Origin of the sequence: Parageobacillus caldoxylosilyticus (assembly GCF_019272935.1) — a bacterium.
Taxonomy (GTDB): Bacteria; Bacillota; Bacilli; order Bacillales; family Anoxybacillaceae; genus Saccharococcus; species Saccharococcus caldoxylosilyticus.
In genome coordinates this window covers 1874613-1898372 of the sequence record NZ_CP040553.1, presented here as the reverse complement: position 1 = coordinate 1898372, position 23760 = coordinate 1874613, and the positions used below count along the sequence as shown (strand labels likewise).

At 48.8% G+C, this 23760-nt stretch carries 24 protein-coding genes; all 24 read right to left on the bottom strand.

Going from position 1 to position 23760, the window contains the following annotated elements; genetic code table 11:
• Positions 1 to 4: 4 nt before the first annotated feature.
• The gene (locus BV455_RS09690; RefSeq protein WP_218687958.1) at positions 5 to 1609 is read right to left on the bottom strand and encodes a gamma-glutamyltransferase family protein; all 1605 of its coding nucleotides are present in this window, start codon (positions 1607 to 1609) and stop codon (positions 5 to 7) included.
• A 12-nt stretch (positions 1610 to 1621) separates the two neighbouring features.
• Entirely contained in the window at positions 1622 to 2599 is a 978-nt protein-coding gene (locus BV455_RS09685) for an ABC transporter ATP-binding protein (RefSeq protein ID WP_061578902.1), read from the bottom strand.
• A complete protein-coding gene (locus BV455_RS09680; protein WP_218687957.1) occupies positions 2571 to 3575 on the bottom strand; it encodes an ABC transporter ATP-binding protein in 1005 nt (334 codons plus the stop codon). The genes BV455_RS09685 and BV455_RS09680 overlap by 29 nt, the downstream gene beginning before the upstream one ends.
• A gap of 8 nt (positions 3576 to 3583) precedes the next feature.
• Positions 3584 to 5146 carry a glutathione ABC transporter substrate-binding protein gene (locus BV455_RS09675; protein ID WP_409993892.1) on the bottom strand — a complete coding sequence of 521 codons (1563 nt, stop codon included), beginning with the start codon at positions 5144 to 5146 and terminating at the stop codon, positions 3584 to 3586.
• A gap of 11 nt (positions 5147 to 5157) precedes the next feature.
• Positions 5158 to 6063 (bottom strand): ABC transporter permease, encoded by a 906-nt coding sequence (locus tag BV455_RS09670; RefSeq protein WP_218687955.1) that lies wholly within the window; start codon positions 6061 to 6063, stop codon positions 5158 to 5160.
• Positions 6064 to 6090: 27 nt separating this feature from the next.
• A complete protein-coding gene (gene nikB / locus BV455_RS09665; RefSeq protein ID WP_017436848.1) occupies positions 6091 to 7032 on the bottom strand; it encodes a nickel ABC transporter permease in 942 nt (313 codons plus the stop codon).
• A gap of 227 nt (positions 7033 to 7259) precedes the next feature.
• Complete coding sequence (locus tag BV455_RS09660; RefSeq protein ID WP_017436849.1) at positions 7260 to 7709, bottom strand: Lrp/AsnC family transcriptional regulator; 450 nt, start codon at positions 7707 to 7709, stop codon at positions 7260 to 7262.
• A 166-nt stretch (positions 7710 to 7875) separates the two neighbouring features.
• The gene (locus BV455_RS09655) at positions 7876 to 8787 is read right to left on the bottom strand and encodes a stage II sporulation protein SpoIIQ (RefSeq protein ID WP_042406732.1); all 912 of its coding nucleotides are present in this window, start codon (positions 8785 to 8787) and stop codon (positions 7876 to 7878) included.
• 126 nt (positions 8788 to 8913) lie between these two features.
• Positions 8914 to 9942, bottom strand: a complete 1029-nt coding sequence (gene spoIID / locus BV455_RS09650; protein WP_218687954.1) for a stage II sporulation protein D — start codon at positions 9940 to 9942, stop codon at positions 8914 to 8916.
• Between the two features lie 346 nt (positions 9943 to 10288).
• The gene (murA, locus tag BV455_RS09645) at positions 10289 to 11599 is read right to left on the bottom strand and encodes a UDP-N-acetylglucosamine 1-carboxyvinyltransferase (protein WP_017436852.1); all 1311 of its coding nucleotides are present in this window, start codon (positions 11597 to 11599) and stop codon (positions 10289 to 10291) included.
• Between the two features lie 31 nt (positions 11600 to 11630).
• Positions 11631 to 12383, bottom strand: a complete 753-nt coding sequence (locus BV455_RS09640; protein WP_042406742.1) for a YwmB family TATA-box binding protein — start codon at positions 12381 to 12383, stop codon at positions 11631 to 11633.
• A gap of 134 nt (positions 12384 to 12517) precedes the next feature.
• Positions 12518 to 12760 (bottom strand): DUF1146 family protein, encoded by a 243-nt coding sequence (locus BV455_RS09635; RefSeq protein WP_017436854.1) that lies wholly within the window; start codon positions 12758 to 12760, stop codon positions 12518 to 12520.
• Positions 12761 to 12848: 88 nt separating this feature from the next.
• Complete coding sequence (gene nuoN / locus BV455_RS09630; protein WP_218687953.1) at positions 12849 to 14357, bottom strand: NADH-quinone oxidoreductase subunit NuoN; 1509 nt, start codon at positions 14355 to 14357, stop codon at positions 12849 to 12851.
• Positions 14358 to 14362: 5 nt separating this feature from the next.
• Positions 14363 to 15889 (bottom strand): NADH-quinone oxidoreductase subunit M, encoded by a 1527-nt coding sequence (locus BV455_RS09625; protein ID WP_218687952.1) that lies wholly within the window; start codon positions 15887 to 15889, stop codon positions 14363 to 14365.
• Positions 15889 to 17742: an NADH-quinone oxidoreductase subunit L gene (gene nuoL / locus BV455_RS09620; RefSeq protein ID WP_218687951.1), complete on the bottom strand. Its 1854-nt coding sequence runs from the start codon at positions 17740 to 17742 to the stop codon at positions 15889 to 15891. Before nuoL ends, BV455_RS09625 begins: the two co-directional genes overlap by 1 nt.
• 67 nt (positions 17743 to 17809) lie before the next feature.
• Entirely contained in the window at positions 17810 to 18124 is a 315-nt protein-coding gene (gene nuoK / locus BV455_RS09615) for an NADH-quinone oxidoreductase subunit NuoK (RefSeq protein WP_017436858.1), read from the bottom strand.
• Entirely contained in the window at positions 18121 to 18642 is a 522-nt protein-coding gene (locus tag BV455_RS09610) for an NADH-quinone oxidoreductase subunit J (RefSeq protein WP_042406756.1), read from the bottom strand. Before BV455_RS09610 ends, nuoK begins: the two co-directional genes overlap by 4 nt.
• Positions 18639 to 19058, bottom strand: coding sequence for an NADH-quinone oxidoreductase subunit NuoI (nuoI, locus tag BV455_RS09605; RefSeq protein WP_017436860.1), 420 nt, complete (start codon positions 19056 to 19058; stop codon positions 18639 to 18641). The genes BV455_RS09610 and nuoI overlap by 4 nt, the downstream gene beginning before the upstream one ends.
• 18 nt (positions 19059 to 19076) lie before the next feature.
• Positions 19077 to 20078 (bottom strand): NADH-quinone oxidoreductase subunit NuoH, encoded by a 1002-nt coding sequence (gene nuoH, locus BV455_RS09600; RefSeq protein ID WP_218688031.1) that lies wholly within the window; start codon positions 20076 to 20078, stop codon positions 19077 to 19079.
• On the bottom strand, positions 20075 to 21175 hold the full coding sequence (locus tag BV455_RS09595; protein WP_017436862.1) for an NADH-quinone oxidoreductase subunit D: 1101 nt from the start codon (positions 21173 to 21175) through the stop codon (positions 20075 to 20077). Before BV455_RS09595 ends, nuoH begins: the two co-directional genes overlap by 4 nt.
• Before the next feature lie 2 nt (positions 21176 to 21177).
• A complete protein-coding gene (locus tag BV455_RS09590; RefSeq protein WP_218687950.1) occupies positions 21178 to 22284 on the bottom strand; it encodes an NADH-quinone oxidoreductase subunit C in 1107 nt (368 codons plus the stop codon).
• Positions 22285 to 22287: 3 nt separating this feature from the next.
• Positions 22288 to 22800, bottom strand: coding sequence for a NuoB/complex I 20 kDa subunit family protein (locus BV455_RS09585; RefSeq protein ID WP_017436864.1), 513 nt, complete (start codon positions 22798 to 22800; stop codon positions 22288 to 22290).
• Positions 22791 to 23159, bottom strand: coding sequence for an NADH-quinone oxidoreductase subunit A (locus BV455_RS09580; RefSeq protein WP_017436865.1), 369 nt, complete (start codon positions 23157 to 23159; stop codon positions 22791 to 22793). The genes BV455_RS09585 and BV455_RS09580 overlap by 10 nt, the downstream gene beginning before the upstream one ends.
• 180 nt (positions 23160 to 23339) lie before the next feature.
• Positions 23340 to 23741, bottom strand: coding sequence for a F0F1 ATP synthase subunit epsilon (locus tag BV455_RS09575; RefSeq protein WP_218688030.1), 402 nt, complete (start codon positions 23739 to 23741; stop codon positions 23340 to 23342).
• Positions 23742 to 23760 lie beyond the last annotated feature (19 nt).

Genomic DNA, 23760 nt, shown 5'->3' with positions numbered 1-23760 from the left:
TTGGTTACCATGCGGCGACAGCGCCGTCGGTGCGCGGTTCTGTCCCGCCGATCAGCACGCCCGAGCGCGGATCGCGCCAAATAATCTGCCCGCGCCCGAATGGTCCGCCATCCAGCGCAACATGGATGTCATGCCCTTTTCGTGCCAGCGCTTCGGCGATATGGCGCGGAAAATGCGGCTCGACGAGCACGTTTTTGCCTTCCGTCCATTGCCATCTTGGCGCATCGAGCGCCGCCTGCGGGTTCAGATGGAAGTCGATCGTGTTCATGATCACTTGCAAATGCCCTTGCGGCTGCATAAATCCGCCCATGACGCCGAACGGTCCGACCGGTTCGCCGCCTTTGGTCAAAAATCCCGGAATGATCGTATGGTACGGTTTTTTCCGCGGCGCCAACCGGTTCACATGGGTTTCATCAAAGGAAAAATTATGGCCGCGGTTTTGCAGGGCGATGCCGGTGCCTGGCACGACCAAACCGGAGCCAAAGCCCATGTAGTTGCTTTGAATAAACGATACCATATTGCCGTCGCCATCCGCCGCCGCTAAATACACCGTTCCGCCTTTTGGCGGCGTCCCCGGCGCCGGAAGCAGCGCTTCTTCGCCAATAAGCGCCCGTCTCGTTTCGGCAAACGGCTCGGACAGCAATTCCTCGACGCGATGCTCCATATGCTTGCGGTCCGTGATATACGCCCGTCCGTCGGCAAACGCCAGTTTCATCGCCTCTATTTGCTGGTGGTATGTCGCGACCGTTGGCGTTTCCGGAACGGCGAACCCTTTCATGATATTCAGCGCCATTAAGGCGACAAGGCCTTGTCCGTTCGGCGGAATTTCCCACACGTCATAGCCGCGGTAGTGGACGGAAATCGGCTCGACCCATTCCGGCTCATACTCGGCTAAATCATCCAGATCCAAAAAGCCGTTGTATTGTTTGGAATAGGCGGCGATTTTCTCCGCTAATTCGCCGCGGTAAAAGCTTTCCGCATTCGTTTCGGCAATGAGGCGGAGCGTATGGGCGTGGTCTTTGGACGCCCATACTTCCCCGATTTTCGGCGCACGCCCGTTCGGCGCAAAGGTCGCAAACCAGCTGGCAAACTCCGGACCTTTTAACGTTTTTTGATACGTTTGAAATGCGGCCTTCCAGTACTTCCCTAACGTTGGAGACACCGGATAGCCGTTTTCCGCATATTCGATCGCCGGCTTTAGCACTTCCGCAAGCGGCAGCCTGCCAAACCGCTTTGACAGCGCCGCCCACGCCGCCGGCGCGCCCGGGACGGTGACCGGAATCCAGCCGTGTTTTGGAATTTCTTGATATCCCCGTTCTTTTACCGCCTCGATCGAAATCGATTTTGGCGAATAGCCGCTGGCATTTAATCCATACAGCTTGCCGTTTGTCCACACAATGGCAAACGCATCGCCGCCGATGCCGTTCGAGGTCGGCTCGACGACCGTCAGGCAGGCGGCGGTCGCAATCGCGGCATCAATCGCATTTCCGCCTTTTTTTAATATCTCCAATCCCGCCTGCGCTGCCAGCGGCTGTGAGGTTGCCACCATGCCGTTGGCCGCAAACGTCGTCATCCGCTGCGACGGATATGGATAGTATAAATAGTCCATTGGATTCCCTCCTTACTGTACTTCGTGGCAAGCAACATAATGATTTGGCGCCACTTCTTTCCATTCTGGACGTTCCTGCTTGCATCTTTCTGTGGCAATCGGGCAGCGAGTATGAAATGGACAGCCCCTTGGCGGGTTCGCCGGGTTCGGCAAATCCCCTTCCAGGCGAATTCGTTCTTTTTTCACTCCTGGTTTTGGCCTTGGAATCGCCGATAATAACGCTTTCGTATACGGATGAAGAGGATTGGCATATAGCTCATGGGATGGAGCCAGCTCCACCGTGTTCCCTAAATACATGACCAACACGCGATTGCAAAAGTGACGGACGACTCCTAAATCATGGGAAATAAATAAATAGGTCAAACGATGTTTTTCTTGAATGTCTTTTAATAATTTAATAATTTGCGCCTGCACCGATACGTCAAGCGCCGATACCGCTTCATCGCAAATGACGAGCGATGGGTTGAGCGCGATCGCTCTGGCGATCCCGATCCGCTGGCGCTGCCCCCCGCTGAACTCATGAGGATAGCGATCGTAATGTTCTTCTTTTAATCCGACTTCCTTTAGTAACTGCAGCACTCTCTCTTCCCGTTCCGCCTTTGTCATCTTCGTATGAATGACAAATACCTCTTCCAATGCCGCACCAATCCGCTGTCGAGGGTCAAGCGATGCATACGGGTCTTGGAAAATCATTTGCATCTCTTTCTTAAATGTTTTCCGCTTTTTCTCTGGTAAATTGCTAATTTCTTGATTTTTGAAAAAGATTTTTCCATCTGTCGCTTTCTCTAAGCCTAGAATCGTTCTTCCAAGTGTCGACTTGCCGCATCCAGATTCGCCGACAATGCCGATGCTTTCTCCTTCAAATACTTCAAGCGACACATTTTCAACGGCTTTCACATAGCCTTGCACCCGTTGCAAAATCCCCCCTTTAATGGGGTAATATTTTTTCACTCCTTCTAATTTAAGAAGTGGCTGCTGCGGCTGGCTCATCGATGTCTACCCCCTTCTCTAACCAGCACCGTACGTAGTGGCCTTCTTTCACTTTGAATTCCGGCGGCGATTGCGCGCGGCATTTTTCCGTTGCAAATGGACAACGAGGATGAAAGCGACAACCTTCAATTTTTTCATTCAAGTTGGGAAGCGTTCCTGGAATTGGCTCGAGCTCGTATTGCTCATCATCAACATTCGGCACCGACTTCAATAATCCCTTTGTATAAGGGTGGCGCGGATTCGCAAAAATACTTGCTACATCGCCTTCTTCGACTTTTTCTCCCGCATACATGACCATGACACGGTCCGCCATTTCTGCGACGACTCCCATATCATGGGTAATCATAATGACGCCCATGTTCAACTTTTCTTTTAATTCATTTATTAAATCAAGAATTTGTGCTTGGATCGTCACATCTAAGGCGGTAGTCGGCTCGTCCGCAATGAGTAAACTCGGACGGCAAGCAAGCGCCATTGCAATCATGACACGCTGTCTCATCCCACCGCTTAGTTCATGCGGATACTGTTTCATCCGCTTTTCTGGGAACGGAATTCCCACCTGTTTTAACAATTCGATTCCACGTTCATGCGCTTCCCGCTTCGATAATTTTTGATGAAGCATCAACGGTTCTCTAATTTGATAGCCGATCGTAAACACAGGATTCAACGCCGTCATCGGCTCTTGGAAAATCATTGAAATTTTGTTGCCGCGGATGCGGCGAAGTTCTTCTTTCGACAACTTGGTTAAATCCGTGCCCTCAAAGTAAATGGCGCCGCTGCTGATTTCTCCGTTGCTCGGAAGCAACCCCATAATAGAAAGCGAAGTGATGCTTTTTCCGCAGCCTGATTCACCGACAATGCACAACGTTTCCCCTTTTTGCAACGAAAAAGAAACCCCCCGTACAGCTGAGAGTTTCCCCTCAGCTGTATTGAAGGTGGTTACAAGATTCTCGACACGTAGTAATGCTTCCGCCATGCTATCCCCTACTCTCTATAAACATGATAGAGCGACCATTGGCCTGTTGGATCCATTTCCAATCCTTTCACCGATTTATCCACTGCCGCTGTTACCACGCCGTGATTCATCACGACAACCGCCGCATCTTTCAGTAAAAATTCGTTCGCTTCTTTTAATTTTTGTTTCCGCACTTCCGGATCGATGTTGGTCCGTGATTCTTCCACTAGCTTGTCGAACGCCGGATTGCTATAGAAAATCCGGTTTGATGTTCCAACGTTATCGGAATGGAAGTTTGGATAAAGCAGTTCGCTGCCGTCTGCTGTGCTATTTGCCCAGCCGAGGAAGGTTAAATCATATTTCCCTTGTTTCACCGCATCTAAAAATGTGCCCCATTCCATCGATTCAATTTCCGCATTAATGCCGGCTTCTTTTAATTGCGCCTGAACGACTTCTGCCATTTTCATATAGTTGGCGGTGTTTGCTACAAGCATTTTTACTTTGACTCCTTTATAGCCGTTTTCCTTGATCAATTGTTTTGCTTTTTCCGGATCATAGCTGTAAGCCACATTTTCGGATGCTTCATTATAGCCAAACACTTTCGGGCCAATAACGCTGTTCGATTGAATGCCAAGCCCCTTCAGCTGTTTTACGTATTCTTCTTTGTTAATGGCGTAAGAAACAGCTTGTCGAAATGCCAGTTCATTCATTGGCGCTTTTTTCATGTTAAACCCTAAATAATAAACAGGGGTGCCTTCTTTTTTAATAAGATCTACATTTTTCATTGATTGCAAGCGCGAAAGCTGTTCGGCAGGCACGTTATCGATGAACTGCACATCTCCCGTCTGCAGCATCGAAATGGCGGTTGTCACTTCCGGGACTACTTTAATCGTCACTTTGTTTAATTTTGGCGCTCCTTGCCAATATTGCTCATTTTTCTCTAATGTAATATGATCGCCTGGCACCCATTCGACAAATTTAAACGGACCTGTGCCGACTGGCTGTTTCATTAAATCTTGTTTTTGATCAGCCGTCGGGCTGACGATCGCTGCGTTCGTGTGACATAATGCCGCTAACATTGGGCCGTATGGATACTTTGTTTTAATGACGACAGTATAATCGTCTTTGACTTCGACAGATTCTACTGGCTCTAATAACGATGCCCGCGGCGCCGCTGTTTTTGGGTCTCTCAGTTTGTCAAACGTATATTTTACTGCTTCGGCGTTGAAATCAGTACCATCGTGGAACTTAATTCCTTTCTTTAATTTAATCACCCACGTTTTATCATCCGGAGTTTCATAGGATTCCGCCAGATGCGGAACAATTTCCATCGTTTTCGGGTCGCGGACGAACAATGTCTCATAAATTTGATTAATGACCGCTGCCGAAACGGAGTCGTTTGTTAAAATTGGTGAAAGGCCTACAACGTCGGAAGTAGTAGCATACGTTAATTCTTGAACGGCATTTCCTTTTCCCTGCGAAGAAGATCCTCCGCTATTCGAGGCAGATTTGCCGCCGCATCCCGCTAAGACAGCGGAAATCATAAAAAGAAATACAAGCATGCTAAAAAAGTGTTTCTTTTTCAACTTCATTCCCCCCATTTTTAGTTATTTAAATCCATATTTGGATCTAGCGCATCCCGTAATCCATCGCCTACAACGTTAAAGGCAAATACGACAAGCATAATTGCAATGCCTGGCACCACCGTCATATGCGGGGATGTCCACATAAAATCCTGCCCTGCCGCAATCATCGCTCCCCACTCCGGAGTCGGCGGCTGCGCCCCTAGCCCTAAATAGCTGAGCGAAGCGGTCGATAAGATGGCGGTAGCCATGCGCATCGTTGCAAATACAATGATTGGGGCCATGCAGTTAGGCAGTATATGTTTGAAAATAATGCGTGCATTGCTAGCTCCTAACGCTTTCATCGCCAGGATATACTCCCGGTTTTTAATGGACAGAACGCTGCCGCGGACGATCCGCGCGCATGTCGGAATCGACCAAATGCTGATCGCGATGGCTACGTTGACGAGCCCGGTGCCGAGGATGGCAATAATGAGCATGGCAAGCAAAATTCCCGGAAAGGCAAACAATAAATCTACGATTCTCATAATGAGCCCATCCAGCTTTTTATAGTATCCTGCCAGCAATCCGAGCAGGACTCCCCCAACCAGCCCTAGGCTGACGGAAACAATCCCAACCACAAGGGAAACTCTTGCCCCATATACGATGCGGCTCCACATATCCCTTCCGTAGTTATCAGTTCCAAGCCAGTGACCGTCAGAAAAAATCGGAAGCTCGCTTTCTGCCAGGTTTTGCTTTACCGGATCGTGTGTGGCAATCCACGGAGCGAATATCGCCATCAATATTTGAATAATAATGATGATTAATCCGACGACAGCCAGCTTGTTTTTCAACAAGCGCTTTAATGTCGTCACATACATTTTTTCTTTCTTTTTCCGTACCAACACCGGTGTTCCATCGGTTTTGGCAACTGCCCCTGTCTCCATCTATGCTTCCTCCTTTCAATAGGACATTTAATCGTAACTAATGCGTGGATCAATAAAGACGTAGATAATATCGACAATCAGGTTGACCAATACGAACAAAGTAGCAACTAACAGCACGGAACCTTGAACCATTGGGAAATCTCTTGCGGCAATGGCCTGCACCATTAACCGGCCAACCCCATTAATCGCAAACACCTGCTCGGTAATAATCGTTCCGCCTAACAGAAACCCAAAATTAAGTCCGATGACGGTGATTACGGGAATCATGGCATTACGTAAGGCATGGACCCAAATAACGGTTCTTTCCTTCAACCCTTTTGCCCGTGCCGTACGAATAAAATCGGCGCGAATGACTTCCAACATCGAAGAGCGGCTCATCCTGGCGATCATTGCCGCTGACCCAGTTCCAAGTGTAATCGCCGGCAATATTAACTGCTTCATTCCTTCCACGGTATAAAACGGATGATCGAGCCCGCCTACCGGTAAAATTTGCAGGTTGACGGCAAAGATCAAAATAAGGACGGTGCCAAGCCAGAAGTTCGGAATCGATATCCCTGCTAAAGCAAATACCGTGCTAGAAACATCCAACCAGGAGTTTTGCCTAATCGCCGAAATAATCCCGGCAACTACGCCAATAATCACTGCAACCATAATACTGGCGATGGCAAGATTTAACGTGTTAGGGAATCGGGTCATAATCGCTTCCCAAACAGGTTGCTTTGTTTGATAAGAGTAGCCTAGATCCCCATGAAGAACACCGCTAATATAGCGGACATATTGAACAAGAAATGGATCATTCAGCCCTAAATCTTCGCGAATGGCGTCAATATCCGATTTCGTCGCAGTCGGCCCCGCTATAATGGCCGCCGGATCCCCCGGTGCGATATACATGCTAGTAAACACGAGAAACGAAATGCCTATTAAAAGCAAAATCAGTTGAAAAAATCTTCTTACAATTAACCCTGCCATCTCTGTCACCCCTTCTATTTTCCGTTGTTATGTATAAAGTGAGGTATCATATCCATTTGTTAATCAAAAATGGATTATTATTTAACAAAGTTAATGAAATTTCGTTTTTTATGATTATATAGTAAATTTAAATATTTTTCTACATAATTCTCTAAAAAAATCGAATTTTTATATTGATTAAAAAACAAAAAAAGAGGGAAAATTCCCTCTTTTATATAGAAGCCACACTATAATTTGAGACCATTTCGGCTTTTAAAGCGCCTGAGCAAAATATTGCTTTCTACCCTGGTAATCCCTTTTAATGCGTAAAGCTCATTGTTAATGAATTTTTCTAATGCTGCAAAATCCTCCACCAAGACATGTACATGCAAGGTGCTCGGACCCGTCATTTGATAGCAGCTGGCAACATTCGCGTTTTCCGCGAGTTTCTGCGCCACTTCCACCAAATAGGCAGGCTCACAATCTACTTCAAAAAAAGCAGATACGCTTTTTCCAAACTTTTCTGAGTTAATAACAACCGTAAATTTTTCAATAACGCCATTTTTGACAAGCTGGTTCACTCTTTCTCTTACCGCAACCCGAGAAAGATTTAGCTTTTTCCCAATGTCCACATAAGACATTCTTCCGTCTTCCGTTAACATGGCCAATATTTTACGGTCGATATCGTCTAGTTTCATCGCCCATCACCAACCTGAGGTAAGTTTTCTCAATATTAAGTATATAGGCAACATTGTTCGAAAACAATTTCATTATTATACAAAAAAAACTACCTATCCCTTTTATCCAGTCAAGGAAAAGGGATAGGCAGTTTTCTTGTTTACAGCTGCTCTTTCATATAGCTAATTACGCTCTTGCCATTCCGATCGAGGCATCTGGCATTTTGGAGGAAGAAGCGTCATCTTGCTTTTCCTCGCTCGGTGTTGTTGTGCCTTGATCGGTTGCTGGCGCCTCTTCATCGGATGGCGTTTGCTCATCAGAAGATGGTTGGTCGTTCAATTCGCTTTGTTCATCGGTTGGCGTTGTGTTGTTTTGTTCGGTTGCGTTGTCATTTCCAGCTTTTTGTTCCGTTAGCGCCGTAAGCGGTTTGTCGATGTAGTCGATCGGATTGACCGGCTTGCCGTCTTTGCGGATTTCAAAGTGAGCGTGGATGCCAGCTTCTTGGTTAAATTGGCTTTGGCCCGCTTTTCCGATCACTTGTCCTTGTTCTACCGTATCGCCAGCTTTCACTTTCATATCGGCAAGCGATTGGTAAACAGTGACGACGCCGTTTTCATGATCGATTTCAACGACATTGCCTAAAATTGGGTCTTTTTCCGCTTTCGTGACCGTACCGCTTAACGAAGCAGTGACATCAAACGTTTTGCCGTCTTTGCGGATGATATCGATGCCATGGTTTGGATAATACGTATTATCATAAAAGACGAGAGCTGCTTCCTGTTCTTCTTTTGACGCGTTGTCATCATAGAACGGTGTTTTAATCTCTACGGAATTTGCATCAAGGACCGGCATCGTGAATTTTTCTACCGCTTCGTTGACAGGAACGGCCGGCTCGTTATGCTGCGATGTGCCTGATTGGCTGTATTCGTATTCGTCTTTTCCTGTTTTTCCGTCATGTTTGTTCTGGAACCAAAGCGCTCCTGCCACAATAATAGCGGCACATGTCAAGTAGATGGCTGGAAATACCCAACGCTTTCTGAACAACCGCTGTAAACTTGGTTTCTTTACAGAATTTGTTTTCTTTTCTTCCTCTCTCATGTTCATCACCTCAGCAACCATTTTGAACAGAAAGAGGAAAATATATACATGACGAAACAACTTTTTTCATTTATTTTTTTTAAAAATGGGCCATTTTATGCAAAAAAATAGAGGCGTTTTTGCCCCCTATTTTTTTACGGTCAGCCTATTTAAAAACGCGGTCGCCGAAGAAATGTCCACCCCGCGGTAATAATATTTGACGATTTGGTCGTACGTCTTTCCTTCCTGCGCCATAAAATTGGCCCCATATTGGCTCATGCCGACGCCATGGCCGTATCCTTTCGTTGTAATAATAATTTCATTGCCTTTGCGCATCCATGTAAAATCCGTCGAGGTTAAATCAAGCTTTTCGCGCACTTCTCTTCCTGTCAATTTTTTGCCGTTGATTTCGACGACATCGACACGTTTCCCAGGCGTTCGTGATAAAATAACGCCAACCGAGCCGTTTTCCGGCAGTTTCACTCCTAGTTTGCGTTCAAATTCTGCCACCGAAATTACTTTTTGGTGATAGAATTTAGGCGACTTTTTATCCCACGGGCTGGCTACGCTTTTTAAGTACGGAAATTCATTTTGCCAATATGCTTCCGAGTTTTCCGTATAGCCGTTGCTTGTCGAAAAAAACGACGCTTCGATCGGCTGGTTGTCGTACGTTAAAATTTGCCCTCGCGTTTCTAGCACCGCTTTCGTAATCTTTCTGATTTTCCAATCGTAGTCGCTGCCCCATAAACGTTTCAGCTCGTCATCGCTGTAGTATACTTGGTGCATCACCGTATCGGTGACATTCGCTCCCTTTGGCAAGCTGATCGGCTGGTCGTTTAACAACTGTTTAACAATATACGTTCTCGCCGTCAGCGCTTGTGCCTTTAATGCTTCCAGCTCGAATTCGGCCGGCATTTCCGCCGCGACGACGCCGATGACATATTGTTCGAGCGGAATATGTTCAATGCGCTTTTGTTTGCTGCGGTATACCGCAACTTCGACGGTCGGCCCGCTTTCGACTGCTTTGGCATGTTGCTTCGTTTCTTGCTGGCGCAGTTCTTCCGCCAATTTTTCCACTTTCCCGTCGTGGAATGGGATGACTAATATCGTTGGAACGAGCAGTACGACGACAAATAAACACGCAAGGAGTGCCATAATTGGTTTTATCCGTTTCATATAGCCGAGCCTCCAATATTCATTTTTCCGGCACAAGCGGACATCGTTCCCATTCAGGGGCAGTCGCATCGATGTTCGCTCTGGGAGTGCCTGCGTTTGCTTCGTTATATAGTTATGGGCTCGGACAAGTATATATGACAATTTCTTTTCGCAGGGGCTTGTTTGGCCGGCAAAATAAGCGGCGGTTCCGCTCTTTTCTCTCCTTTTGCCCGGCATGGATTCTTTCTTTTCTCCTTCTCATAGAGGTTGGCATGTACGAGGGAAAAACAGCAGCAGTTGCCGCGTCCATCCAAAATAAAAAACGACCATTCACTACATATGTAGCTGACGGTCGTTTTTTTATCTTTTATAGGTTCAAATCTTTCACTTTTACGTCTCCAAGTACTGCATCCATTTCGTTGACGCGTTCGATATCAGCACCGAGCGCGGCCAGTTTTTCATGGAAGCGGACATAGCCGCGGTCAAGATGTCTTAATTCCGTCACGCGCGTATAGCCTTCCGCCGCCAACCCGGCTAAAATCAACGCTGCTGCGGCGCGCAAATCGGTCGCCGCCACTTCCGCGCCTTGCAAATTGCAAGGGCCATTAATAATAACGGAACGTCCTTCAATTTTAATGTCAGCGTTCATACGGCGGAATTCTTCGACATGCATGAAACGGTTTTCAAATACCGTTTCCGTCACCATGCTCGTACCTTCCGCTTTCAAAAGCAATGCCATCATTTGCGATTGCATGTCGGTTGGAAAACCTGGATAAGGCATCGTTTTAATGTCGACCGCTTTTAATTTTTCCGGTCCAATGACTCGTACTCCATTTTTTTCTTCGATAATGGTGACACCCATTTCTTCCATTTTGGCAATCAGTGAGCTTAAATGTTCCGGAACGGCACCTTGCACGAGGACATTGCCGCCAGTAATGGCCGCTGCAACCATAAATGTACCTGCTTCAATGCGGTCCGGGATCACGGTATGTGTCGTGCCGGTTAATTCGTCTACTCCTTCGATGCGAATCGTACCGGTGCCGGCACCGCGCACTTTGGCGCCCATTGCGTTTAAAAAGTTGGCTAAGTCGACAATTTCCGGCTCTTTCGCGCAGTTTTCAATGATGGTGGTGCCCTCAGCCAACACAGCCGCCATCATAATATTTTCCGTTGCTCCAACGCTTGGAAAATCCAAATAAACTTTTGCCCCGCGCAATCTTCCTTTTACTTCGGCATCGATAAATCCGTTGCCCACTTTCACGGTCGCTCCCATTGCTTCAAATCCTTTTAAATGCTGGTCAATCGGGCGCGAACCGATGGCGCATCCTCCTGGCAGCGCGACGCGGGCTCGACCATTTCGCGCTAAGAGCGGACCCATGACGAGCACCGATGCCCGCATTTTCCGCACATATTCAAACGGCGCTTCCATCTTTAACGGGCCGGTAGCGTCAACAGCGATCCTATTTTTTTCTATGTTTATGTCCACTTCTGCGCCTAAATAGCGGAGCACTTCACTAATTGTATATACATCGGAAAGAGCAGGCACATCATGAATCTCACTTTTTCCATTTGTCGCTAACAATGTTGCAGCGATAACAGGCAAAACGGCATTTTTTGCTCCCTCTACTTTCACGGTGCCGCTCAACCGGTTTCCGCCACGGACGATAATCTTTTCCAAGGTATTCCCCTCCGCGTCCAATTTCTCTATATTAATATTCAATCGTAATGATTGGGGTTCCAATAACGACGGTTGTCTTGCCGCCCAATCTTTCTCTTAAGGCAATCTGCAAATTCATCGGATGGTTATTGGTTGGAAGAACGTTCTCCCACTGCCCAGTATATGCAGAGAGAGAAACAAGTGACTCTTCCTGCAAAGACTCGACTGGTGTTGCCTGAAACTCGCGTGATAAATGTAATGCATAATCGAACAAACCACTTTCCATATTATCACTGAAATCTCCTTCAATACAAGTGAAAAATGTAGGTTGTTTCACAAATAATTGTTTCGACTTTTTCTCTATTTTTTCGACCACTTCTTTCCATATTTTTTTATTCCAATGCAGTCCTTTGACTTCATAGAGGATATACGTCTGTGATTGGTTATTTGTGACCGTCCTAACGAGCTGAATTTTTTCTTGAAAGAAGGGGTGTTGATACGTGCCGGTTGCTTTTTGCATATGGTGGTTTGTGTCGAAAGACCAGTGAAAAGCGCGGTTTTCTTTCTTCAATTCCTCTAGCTTTTTGAAAAATGCCGCATCATTTTCAATATAGTGGGCATACTCTCTTGTGTAAACGGTCCATTGCCGAATGTCCGCTCCATTATTTTCGAGGACGCGCGCGATCGTTTTCACCGGCTGAAGCGACCCGTTCCCCATTGCTTCTCCCGACTTGTATTGGCACATGCCGAGGATAACGAACAACGCCAATAAAAAAGTGAAGGCGCAGGCTTGTCCTTTTTTCATATCCGTTTCACTTCCTCTCCTTACCTGTTATTGTTGCCAGATCGGAAGTGAACATACATAAAAAAAATCGACAAAACGAAAAAATGTAAGCGCTATCAATACAGGCAAGAGAACGAAAAAAGACGAGTAATGACTTACTCGCCTCGAAAGAGAAACGGAAGTTGTGTCGACCATGATAAATAGTCGAGAAAAAAGTTGGCGACTGTCGAACCGATCGCAATCGTCAATAAAATGTAAAGCAGACGTCCTTGAAAGACGCGGTTTGGCTTGATCATCGCCTCGAGCCGTACCCCTTGCAGCGTCCACCATGTAACGGCGATAAAGGCAAGATGGACAATAATGCTCACTAACGCTTGCTGGCCCAGTATCGGCATCATTGCTTTTCACCTCTTTCTGCCGCGCAATTGGCGGCCTATTCGTCGATAAACAACAAAAGAAGGGGAAATTTCCCCTTCTATTGTAACGTTATTGCAGGAAATCGCCAAAGTGTTCGAACTGGGCGAGAACCTGGTACGCCAAACTTGGGAAAATGCCGAATAGCAGCGTGCCAAGCGCGCAAAGCACAACGGTAACCGTCAGCCCGACCGGCAGTTTGACCGATGCTGCTTCGTCGGCAGGGCGGAAGAAAATTTGCACAAACACGCCGAAGTAGTAGACGTAGGATACAACCGTGGTGGCGATCATCACCGCGGCGAGCATGTAATGGCCGGGCTCGGTCATCAATGCGCCGAGGAAAATGTTAAGCTTGCCGATAAAACCGGCCGTACCCGGGATGCCGGCCAGCGACAGCAGGAAAATTCCCATCGATACCGCAAGCAGCGGATTCCGCTGATACAGGCCGGCAAAATGGATCATATCGTCGGAGTCCGCTTCATCCGACAGGCGCTGGATGATGGCAAACGCGCCAACGTTCATCAGTACATAGGCGAGCAAATAAAACCAGATCGAGTCGATCATCACCCATGACATCGCGGCAAACCCGACAAGGAGATAGCCGGCGTGGGCGATGCTCGAATACGCAAACAGACGCTTCATGCTCCGCTGTCTTAACGCGACCGTATTGCCGATGATCATCGTAAGGCCGGCTAATACGGCGATATAATTTTGCATCGACAACAAAAGCGAAGATGGATCTTTTCCATGCGCAGGCGCAGCGGCAAAAATCGTAATAAACAACCGCAGCAGGATGACAAAACCGGCTGTTTTTGAAACGACGCTTAAAAATGCCGTCACCGGCGTCGGCGCTCCTTGATAGACGTCCGGTGCCCACATATGGAACGGGACGGACGAAATTTTAAACGACAGACCGACGAGCAGCAGGAGAAAGGCAAGCGCAAGCAGGTATTGGTAGTTGCTGTCTGCCAGCTTTTGCACTTCGAACGCCATTTCTTTCAAATTCGTCGTGCCGGTTAACCCGAAAATATAGCTCATGCCAAACAGCGTGATCGCTGTTGCAATACCGCCGTTAATGACATATTTCAGCGCGGATTCGTTGGATTGCGCCGACGTCTTGCGGATTCCCGCCAAAATATACGAGGAAACGGACAACAGCTCCAGCCCGACAAACAACGTAATCAAATCGCCGCTCGAAGCCATGATCATCGCGCCGAGCAGCGCGCAAAGGAGCAAATAGTAAAACTCGCCGCGATGCGAAAGCCCTTCTTTTGGACGGTAATCGAGCGCAAGCAGGAGGCAAAGCGCCCCTCCGGCCAGTACCAGCAGCTTAAACGCCTTGCTGAAGGAATCGAGTCGAAACGTATCGTACAAAATCGACACTGGTTTTGCCGGAATGAGCCCTGCGGTCGCGATCAGCGCGATGACGACGCCGACCACCGCGATCCACGCAAGCGGGCGCCGGTTTTTATCATTTGGCATCCATAAATCGGCCAGCGAGAGAATGAGCGCCGTGATCAAAATGATAAACTCCGGTGTCATCATGCTCCATTTGTATTGCAATAAGGTATGCATGCTCATCTCTCTCACCCTCCTAACCCATTCATCATCATTTCAATCGCCGCTTGCAATGGCTTCGCTAACATGTACGGATAAACGCCGACGGAGACAATGAGCGCGAGCAAAATGAACACCGGAATCGCTTCGATCGTGCTCATATCGAGCGCTTGTACGTCATTGCGCATAGACGGGCCAAACGTCATATTCAATACGGCGCGCAGCATGTAAACGGCGGTCATAATGATGCCAAGCGTGCCAATCGCGGCGACAATAGGTTTTGTTTGGAACAGCCCTAAAAAGGCAGTAAATTCGCTGATAAATCCCGACATTCCCGGCAGGCCAAGCGATGCCATCGCTCCGGCGAGCAAACACCCTGCCGTCAGCGGCATCACTTTCGCAAGCCCGCCCAAACGGTCGATTGTGGTCGTATTCGTCCGTTCGTATAAAATGCTGACGAGCAGGAACAAGAACGCGGCAATCAACCCGTGGGAAACGGCCTGGAAGATGGCGCCTTGAATCCCCGCTTCATTCAGCGCGCCTAATCCGATCAATATAATCCCCATATGCGAAACGCTCGAATAGGCGAGCACCATTTTGAATTCCTCTTGCACGAACGCTAAAAATGCTCCATACAATAGGTTGATGACCCCTAATACGGCAATCCAAAAGGCGAAATGACGAAACTGATCGGGAAACAGTCCGATGCCAAAGCGAATGAGACCGTACGCCCCAATTTTTAAGAGCACGCCGGCGTGCAGCATGACGATCGATGGCGGCGCTTCGACATGGACGCGCAGCATCCAGCGGTGGAACGGTACGATCGGCAGTTTAATGCCAAAGGCGATAAACAAAGCGACAAACAACCATAATCGAAGCTCCTCAGAAAGCGGTGCAATCAGCTGCGCCTGTGCCACCGGATTGTGCAGCATTTCGTTTAACAGCTCGAGATTCGACGTTCCGGTGCGGGCAAATAACACAAGGATGACAATGAGCAAAATCGCTGAACCAAGCCCGTTGTACAGCAAGTAGCTGTAGGCGGCGCGCTCCCGGTCAAACCCGCCCCACTTGCCGACTAAAAAGAACATCGGAACGAGCGTCATTTCCAAAAAGATAAAGAACAAAATCATATTTCCTGCTGCAAATACGCCAAGCATGCCGATCTCCAGCAAGAGAAAGAGCTGAAAATAGCCTTTCCATTCTTTTTTAATGTGAATGGAAGCAGCGGCGGCAAGCGTCGCCAATAATGAGGTCAAGACGATCATCACGAGCGAAAAGCCATCGATATTCAGCTCATAGCGGACCAAGTATGTCGACTCGGTAAGAAACGGAAAATCAGTGAAGCGAACCCAATCATGCTTTTCCGCCAAATGCTCGAGGCGATAGCCTCGCAAATATTGCCAAAAGGCAAATAGTGATAAAAGAAGCGGCGGCAGCGTCGATAAAAAGCCGAGCAGTTTGACCGTCCGCTCTTGCGTCTTAGGCACAAACGCAAGCAGAATCATGCCAAGCAGCGGGGAGAAGATTAAGAGTGACAGAAAGTACGTTCCATTCATTATAAGTACCCCCCTGTGAACGCGAGAATGACGACGAGAAGCGCAAGGCCGACAAACGTAACAGCGCCGTACATTTGCACTTGCCCGTTTTGCATTCGCGACCCGAGCGATGCGGACGTATGGACTGTCGCGGTGATCAAGCGGGCAATGCCTTCGACGACAAAGCGGTCTATATACGAGAGTAATAGACTGATTGCCGTTGCCGCATAGCCAACGGTGCGCATATACAACTCATCGATGTAATACTTATTCCACAGCAAACTGTACGTATACGGAACGCGCGAACTGAGCCAATCCCGCGCAAGCGATCGTTTTCCGTACATAAGCCACGCCAGGAAAATGCCGAGCAAGGAAACTGCCGTCGCCACCGCCATAATCCAGCCTGGCGCTGTTTCATGCGCATAGGCGCCGTCTGTCAGCCAATCGCCAAGAAAGGTGCCGAACCAAGGGGTATGAACGTACCCGGCGGCAACAGCGAGCACGGCGAGCACGATCATCGGCAACGTCATCACTGCCGGCGCTTCATGAACGTCTTTTTCATCATGCCGCTTTTCCCCGCCAAAGACGAGGAAAAAGAGGCGGAACATGTAAAACGCGGTGAAAAAGGCGGTTACCACCGCGATCCAGAACAAGGCGACATGCCCGTGCGTCCAGGCGGCCACCAAAATTTCATCCTTGCTGAAAAATCCGGAGAAGAGCGGGACGCCGCTAATCGCTAACGTGCCGATGAGGAACAGCGGTCCAGTAAGCGGCATTTTCCGCCAAAGCCCGCCCATTTTTTCAATGTCTTGCGTATGGACGGCATGAATGACGCTTCCCGCCGCTAAAAACAAGAGCGCTTTGAAAAACGCATGGGTCGTTAAATGGAAGATGCCTGCCACATAGCTGCCAGAGCCGAGCGCCAGCATCATGTAGCCGAGCTGGCTCACCGTCGAATAGGCGAGCACCCGTTTGATGTCGGTCTGCACCAAACCAATCGTAGCGGCAAAAAGCGCCGTAAATCCCCCGACCACTGCCACTGTTAACATCGCCGTTTCGCTCGCTTCATATAGCGGGAACAAGGCAGCGACTAAGTAAACCCCGGCAGCGACCATCGTGGCCGCGTGGATTAATGCCGACACCGGCGTCGGGCCTTCCATCGCGTCCGGCAGCCATGTATGGAGCGGGAACTGGCCCGATTTTCCGACGGCGCCGATGAAAATCAAGATCGCCGTTAAGGTCACCATCGTCTGCGACAGCGTGCCGTCTTCTGCTGCTCGGAAAATATCGTCGTATGCAAAACTGCCAACTTGCCAGAATAATAGAATCATGCCGATGAAAAAGCCGACATCGCCGATGCGTGTCATAATAAACGCTTTTTTGGCAGCTGCCTTTGCTTCCTCTTTATAGAAGTAAAAACCGATTAATAGAAACGAACCGAGGCCGACAAGTTCCCAAAACACGTACGTCTGCAGCAAATTCGGCGAAAGCACAAGGCCAAGCATCGCAAAGGTGAACAGCCCTAAATACGCATAGAAAACGGAGAAGCGCTCGTCCCCATGCATGTATCCTTTCGAATAGATATGTACGAGAAAGCTGACGAGAGAGACAACGACGAGCATCCATGCGTTTAGCGCCGTCACCGCAAACCCGGCCGTTAATTTCACGCTGCCGATGGTCAGCCATACATGTTCCGCTTTGTACGTCGAACCGCCGAGGCGGTCAAACAGCACGGCGAGTGAGAGGAGAAAGGAAAAAAGCGTCATAAGGATGCCGACGTATGCACTCGTTTCTTTCATTTTTTTCCCTACTGCTAACAAGAAAAAAAAGGAAAACAGCGGAAAAAGCGGTACGATCCAGGCAATTTCCATCATGATATCACAGTCCCCTTTTATGAAGAGCTTTTTTCGGCAAAAGCTCTTTTCATTTTCCACCCTATTTTTAATGCTTTAGCGAATCGATCTCGTCGATATGCACCGTTTTGCGGTTGCGGTAAAGCGCCATTAACACAGCCAGGCCCACCGCCGCTTCGGCCGCCGCTACCGTGATCGTAAACAGCGCAAAAATCTGCCCGGTAATGCCGGGATGGGCCCCGTATTTGGCAAACGCCACTAAATTAATATTGACCGCATTCAGCATTAATTCAATGCAAATAAGGACAATGACGGTATTTCGCTTCGTCAGCGCGCCGTACAGACCGATGCAAAACAAAATGAGCGCTAACACGAGATATACGGATAAAGAAACGGAGCTCATGATTTCGGTGCCCCCTCATCATCTTTTTTCGCCAGTATAATCGCCCCGACGAGCGCGACAAGCAAAATGACGGACGCAATTTCAAACGGAATTGTATAATGGGAATATAGCGCCATACCGATTTGCTCCGTATTGTTTTCATGGAGGCGGGCGCCTTCCTCGCCAAAATCAAGGCGGTAAACGCCGAGATACACGGCGATGCCAAAGGCGAAGACGGCGATGGCGGTGAGCGCTTTGCGCCAAAATCCACCCGTTGTCGTTTTTTCTCCCTCTTCTTCCTGATGGCGCGTCAGCATGATGCCAAACAGCATCATAATGGTGACGGCCCCAGAATAAATCAATACTTGCACGACGGCGACAAACTCCGCCGATAAAAGCACATACAGCCCTGCGATGCTGATAAAGGTGAAGACGAGCGCGATGACCATGTGAACGACTTTGGTTAAGTTGAGCATCAACACCCCGCCGGTAATGGCAACGAGGGCGAGCGCTAAAAAGGCGAGATATTCTCCGCTCACGGCTTATTCTCCTTTCGAATGTTGGTATCGTTCTCATCGAGCCATGCCAAATCTTTATAAAGGGCATCGCGGCTGTATTCGGCCAGCTCGAAATTGTTGGTCATGACAATGGCTTCTGTCGGACATACCTCGGTGCAAAGATCGCATAAAATACAGATCTCAAAGTTAATGCTGTACGTATCAATAATTTTTCCTTTTTTCGTCGGATCCGGGTGCTTTTTCCCCGTCAGCTGAATACAGTCCGTCGGGCAAATATTGGCACATTGGTTGCAAACAATGCATTTTTCCGGATAAAACTTTTGAATGCCACGGAACCGGTCCGGAAGCGGAAGCGGTTCGTTCGGATAGTCGTACGTAACTTTTTCTTGCGTCAAATTTTTTAACGTATACGCCAATCCTTTGGCCAACCCGATCATGCCTGTCACCCCATTCGATTAGAAAAATAGTTCTTTCACCAATGCCGTCACAAAGATATTGGCAAGCGCAACGGGAAACAATACTTTCCAGCCTAATTCCATCAGCTGATCGGCCCGCAGGCGCGGAAAGGTCGCGCGGAACCAAATGAGAACGAACACGACGACGCTGAATTTGAGCGCAAACCAAACCGGCCCTGGAATAAAGCCTAAAAACATGATCGGATGCCAGCCGCCTAAAAATAGGATCGTCGTCAGGGCGGCCATGGCAAAAAGGTACACGTACTCAGCAAGCATAAAGAACGCCCAGCGGAAACCGGAATATTCGACGTGAAATCCGGCAACCAGCTCGGATTCCGCTTCCGGCAAGTCGAACGGCGTGCGGTTTAGCTCCGAGACGGCCGCGATGAGAAACACGATAAACGCGACTGGCTGTGTAAAAATGTACCATACGTTTTTCTGCGCTTCAACAATATCGTTTAAGTTTAAACTTCCTGTCAGCAGTACGACGCCAAGCACGGACATCACGAGCGGAATTTCATAGGAGATCATTTGCGCCGCTGCGCGCATGCCGCCAATGAGCGCGTATTTATTGTTCGATGCCCATCCGCCGGTAACGACGCCGATCGTCGTCAGCCCCGAAACGGCAATGTAATAAAGCAGGCCGACGCCGATATCGGCAAACTGAAACACATCAGTAAACGGCAGCACCGCCAATACCATAAATGCCGGCGCAAAGGCAAGGATCGGCGCCAAAATGAACAACGGCCGGTCTGCCGCTTTCGGAATCGTGTCTTCTTTCAGCAGCAGCTTCAATACGTCCGCCACCGTTTGCAAAAGCCCCCAGCGGCCGCCGACTTGGTTTGGGCCGTAGCGGCCTTGCATAAAGCCCATCACTTTCCGTTCCGCCAAAATGCCGTACGTAACAAAGGCAAGCACCATCAATAGCAGCGCAGCGCCCAGCCCGAAAAAAATGGCCACATTCGTCCAGCTTGGGACGGAATTCAGCAATTGTTCCATTATCCGTCGACCTCCCCGAGCACAATATCGATAGAGCCAAGAATGGCAATGACGTTCGCGATATTTTCGCCTTTCAACAGCTTCGGGAGTATTTGCAAATTGTAAAATGACGGCCGACGGAATTTGAGGCGGTACGGCTCTTTCTTGCCGTCGCTGGCAATATAGCAGCCGATTTCGCCGCGCGGCGATTCAATGCGGACGAACGTTTCTCCCGGCGGCGCTTTAATGATCCGCGGCACTTTTCCCATAATTTCCCCGCCTTCTGGAAATTGTTCACATGCTTGTTCAATGATGTTCAACGATTGTTCAATCTCCGCCAGACGGCACTGATAGCGGGAAAAACAGTCTCCGTCTTCCCCGACAGGAATGTCAAAATCAAAGCGGTCATAAATGGAGTACGGCTCGTTTTTCCGCAAGTCCCATTTCACGCCGGTGCAGCGCAAATTCACGCCGCTTAATGAATAGTTAAGCGCTTCCTCTTTCGTATATTTGCCGATGCCGATGACGCGATGGTGGAAAATTTCATTCCCCGTCACCAGATCGTGATAGCCGGCGAGTTTTTCGCGCATATACGGGACGAACTGCTTCACTTTTTCGATCCAGCCGTCCGGCGCATCCCATTTCACGCCGCCGACGCGCATATAGTTGAAAGTCAGGCGTGCTCCCGATAGCTCATTTAATAGATTAATAATCATTTCCCGCTCGCGGAACGCATATAGAAATGGGCTGATGGCGCCAAGATCGAGCAAATACGTCCCCCACCAGACAAGATGGCTGGCGATTCTTCCCAGCTCCATTGCTAAAACGCGCAAATATTCTGCTCGTTCCGGAACTTCGATGCCCATCATCGTTTCGACGGCATGGCAAATGACATAGTTATTCGTCATTGCCGACAAATAGTCCATCCGGTCGGTGTACGGGATGATTTGCGTGTATTGCAGGCTTTCCGCCAGCTTTTCCGTTCCGCGGTGGAGGTAGCCGATGACCGGCGTCGCTTCTTGAATGATTTCGCCATCCACTTTTAAAATGAGGCGGAAAACCCCATGTGTGCTTGGGTGCTGCGGTCCTACGTTTAAAATCATTTCTTCCGTTCGAAGCATGGCTATACCTCCACGTCGTATGGTTCATAATCTTTGCGAAGCGGATATCCGACCCAGTTTTCTCCTAAAAGGATGCGGGTTAAGTTCGGATGCCCTTTAAAGCGGATGCCAAGCAGGTCGTACGCCTCGCATTCCGGCCAGTTGGCCCCTTGCCAAAGCGGAACGAGAGAATCAATTTCCGGCTGGTCCCGGTCTATTTTTACTTTCAATGCGACCGCTTGCCGGTTTTTATAAGAATATAAGTGCACATATACTTCCATATGCGTCTGAAAATCGGTTCCGTGCAGTTCGGATAAGTAGTCAAAGCCAAGCTGTTCGTTATATTTCAGGAACTCAGCGATTTTGTAGTAGGTTTCTTTTTTGGCGACTAATGTCGGAACGTCTTTGGCAAGGCGGTTGATATAGGCGTCCTCTAGAACATCCTCACCGAGATGTTCGCGGATCACTTTGACATATTTATCAAGAAGAGGCTGATTTGGCGATGGCGTTTTTTCTTGTTGCGACGGTGTTTTCCCTGAAGCTCCTGCTGCTTTCGCCTTCGCTGCCGCTGCGGCTTTTGCTTTTGCCGCGGCAACCGCCTTTGCTTTTGCCTTGGCGAGCTCGTCATCGCTATCAGCGGATGCCTCCGCGCCTGCCTGCTGCTTGGCGAGCGCTGCCGCCTTGGCCTTCGCTGCCGCCGCGGCTTTTGCTTTTGCCGCGGCGATTGCTTTTTGTTTTGCCAGCTCATCATCTGCTCCGCCGCCCGCCTTTTCCTTCGCTTTTTGTTTGGCGAGCGCCGCTGCTTTCGCTTTCGCTGCGGCCGCGGCTTTCTTTTTCGCGAGCGCGATGCCGTCTTCCGCCTCCACGGCTTGATTGCCTGCTGCTGCTTCTTTTTGTTTCCGCAACTCTGCTGCCTTCGCTCGCGCTGCTTCCGCTGCCTTTTTCTTCGCCAGCGCGATGTCGTCCGCTGACGGCTCCGTTTTTTCTTCTGTTACGTCTTTCTTCGCATCGTCAGACGGCTGTTCCGCCTGTTCGGCGGCCTGCTTCGCTGCCAGCCGTTCTCTTGCCAGCTGTTTCGCACGCTCGGCCGCCTCTTTTTTCAGCTGCTGTAAATCTTTTTCCTCGCTCATCGATTACAGCACCTTCTTCCCTGTCTTCGCTTCATAACGAATCTTTTCTTTTAATTTATTAATTCCGTAAATCAACGCGGCGGGATTTGGCGGACAGCCAGGAATATAGACATCGACCGGCACAATTTGATCTACCCCTTTGACGACGCTGTAGGATTTCACATACGGTCCGCCCGCCGTCGCACACGATCCCATGGCGATCACCCATTTTGGCTCCGGCATTTGGTCATATAAGCGGCGCAGAATCGGCGCCATCTTTTTCGTCACCGTTCCAGAGACGATCATGACGTCGGATTGCCGAGGGGAGGCGCGAAAAAACGAGCCGAATCGGTCTAAATCGTAATGGGCTCCGCCGACCGCCATCATTTCAATCGCACAACAGGCAAGACCGAACGTTAGCGGCCAGAGGGAATTGCTGCGGGCCCATGCCTTTAGCTGATCGAGCGTTGTCAAAAACACATTGCGCTTTACCTCTTCCATCTCCCCTTCAGGGACATCCAGCCATTTTACATCCATTGTAACACCTTCTTTTTCCAAGCATAGATGAGTCCTAAAACGAGCATGAGCACGAAAATAAGCATTTCAATGAGAGCAAATAATCCCAATTTGTTATAGGCGACAGCCCATGGATATAAAAACACGGTCTCCACATCAAAAATGACAAACAATAGAGCGAACATGTAATAGCGCACTTGAAACTGAACGCGCGAATCATGGAACGGATTGTTACCGCTTTCATAAGTGGTTTGCTTTGCTTCGCTCGGAACGTGTGGACGCAATAACTTTCCGAGCGTCAATGCCCCGACAGGAAGCAAAACGCCGATGCATAAAAACACAAACACAATCAAGTAGCTATTGGCGTATACGTTCCCCAACTGCGATACGCTCCCTTCGTTTATAGATATTTCACTTTTTAAAAATATTTCATAATTACAAATTATTTTCACTCCTCATTATAACATTTATATCCAGCAGTGTCGACAAAACCTGGAATTTTACTCATCCGCATAGTAACAATAAAAAAAAGACGGGAGGAAATACATTTCCTCTCGTCTTTATTTCATTTCCGCTACGTTTAAACGATTGAGGGCGCGCTTGAGCGCCAGTTCCGCCCGCTTAAAGTCGATATCATCCTGCTTGCTTTGCAGACGCCGTTCCGCGCGTTCTTTCGCCGCTTTTGCGCGGACGACATCGATATCTTCCGCTCTTTCCGCCGCTTGTGCCAAAATCGTTACTTTGTCAGGGCGGACTTCCAAAAATCCGCCACTGACCGCGATATATTGCGTTTTCCCCTCTCTTTTGAGACGAACAGCGCTGATCTCCAGCGGAGCGACAAGCGGAATATGCCCTGGTAAAATGCCAAGCTCTCCGCTTTTTGCTTTCGTGCTTACCATTTCTACGTCCGCTTCGTATACCGGGCCATCAGGAGTAACGACACTGACTTTGATCGTTTTCATCATGAAATCCTCCTATGTC

Excerpts from the sequence above, each read along its gene's own strand:
- BV455_RS09590 (WP_218687950.1), bottom strand. The coding sequence starts at position 22,284 with ATGAGCGAGGAAAAAGATTTACAGCAGCTGAAAAAAGAGGCGGCCGAG.
- BV455_RS09640 (WP_042406742.1), bottom strand. The coding sequence starts at position 12,383 with ATGAAAAAAGGACAAGCCTGCGCCTTCACTTTTTTATTGGCGTTGTTC.
- nikB (WP_017436848.1), bottom strand. The coding sequence starts at position 7,032 with ATGGCAGGGTTAATTGTAAGAAGATTTTTTCAACTGATTTTGCTTTTA.
- BV455_RS09585 (WP_017436864.1), bottom strand. The coding sequence starts at position 22,800 with ATGGATGTAAAATGGCTGGATGTCCCTGAAGGGGAGATGGAAGAGGTA.
- BV455_RS09670 (WP_218687955.1), bottom strand. The coding sequence starts at position 6,063 with ATGGAGACAGGGGCAGTTGCCAAAACCGATGGAACACCGGTGTTGGTA.
- BV455_RS09625 (WP_218687952.1), bottom strand. The coding sequence starts at position 15,889 with ATGAATGGAACGTACTTTCTGTCACTCTTAATCTTCTCCCCGCTGCTT.
- BV455_RS09595 (WP_017436862.1), bottom strand. The coding sequence starts at position 21,175 with ATGCTTCGAACGGAAGAAATGATTTTAAACGTAGGACCGCAGCACCCA.
- BV455_RS09660 (WP_017436849.1), bottom strand. The coding sequence starts at position 7,709 with ATGAAACTAGACGATATCGACCGTAAAATATTGGCCATGTTAACGGAA.
- BV455_RS09575 (WP_218688030.1), bottom strand. The coding sequence starts at position 23,741 with ATGAAAACGATCAAAGTCAGTGTCGTTACTCCTGATGGCCCGGTATAC.
- BV455_RS09685 (WP_061578902.1), bottom strand. The coding sequence starts at position 2,599 with ATGAGCCAGCCGCAGCAGCCACTTCTTAAATTAGAAGGAGTGAAAAAA.
- BV455_RS09635 (WP_017436854.1), bottom strand. The coding sequence starts at position 12,760 with ATGATGCCGATACTGGGCCAGCAAGCGTTAGTGAGCATTATTGTCCAT.
- nuoN (WP_218687953.1), bottom strand. The coding sequence starts at position 14,357 with ATGAGCATGCATACCTTATTGCAATACAAATGGAGCATGATGACACCG.
- nuoK (WP_017436858.1), bottom strand. The coding sequence starts at position 18,124 with ATGAGCTCCGTTTCTTTATCCGTATATCTCGTGTTAGCGCTCATTTTG.
- BV455_RS09680 (WP_218687957.1), bottom strand. The coding sequence starts at position 3,575 with ATGGCGGAAGCATTACTACGTGTCGAGAATCTTGTAACCACCTTCAAT.
- BV455_RS09690 (WP_218687958.1), bottom strand. The coding sequence starts at position 1,609 with ATGGACTATTTATACTATCCATATCCGTCGCAGCGGATGACGACGTTT.
- BV455_RS09655 (WP_042406732.1), bottom strand. The coding sequence starts at position 8,787 with ATGAGAGAGGAAGAAAAGAAAACAAATTCTGTAAAGAAACCAAGTTTA.
- BV455_RS09675 (WP_409993892.1), bottom strand. The coding sequence starts at position 5,146 with ATGAAGTTGAAAAAGAAACACTTTTTTAGCATGCTTGTATTTCTTTTT.
- nuoL (WP_218687951.1), bottom strand. The coding sequence starts at position 17,742 with ATGATGGAAATTGCCTGGATCGTACCGCTTTTTCCGCTGTTTTCCTTT.
- nuoI (WP_017436860.1), bottom strand. The coding sequence starts at position 19,058 with ATGATCGGGTTGGCCAAAGGATTGGCGTATACGTTAAAAAATTTGACG.
- spoIID (WP_218687954.1), bottom strand. The coding sequence starts at position 9,942 with ATGAAACGGATAAAACCAATTATGGCACTCCTTGCGTGTTTATTTGTC.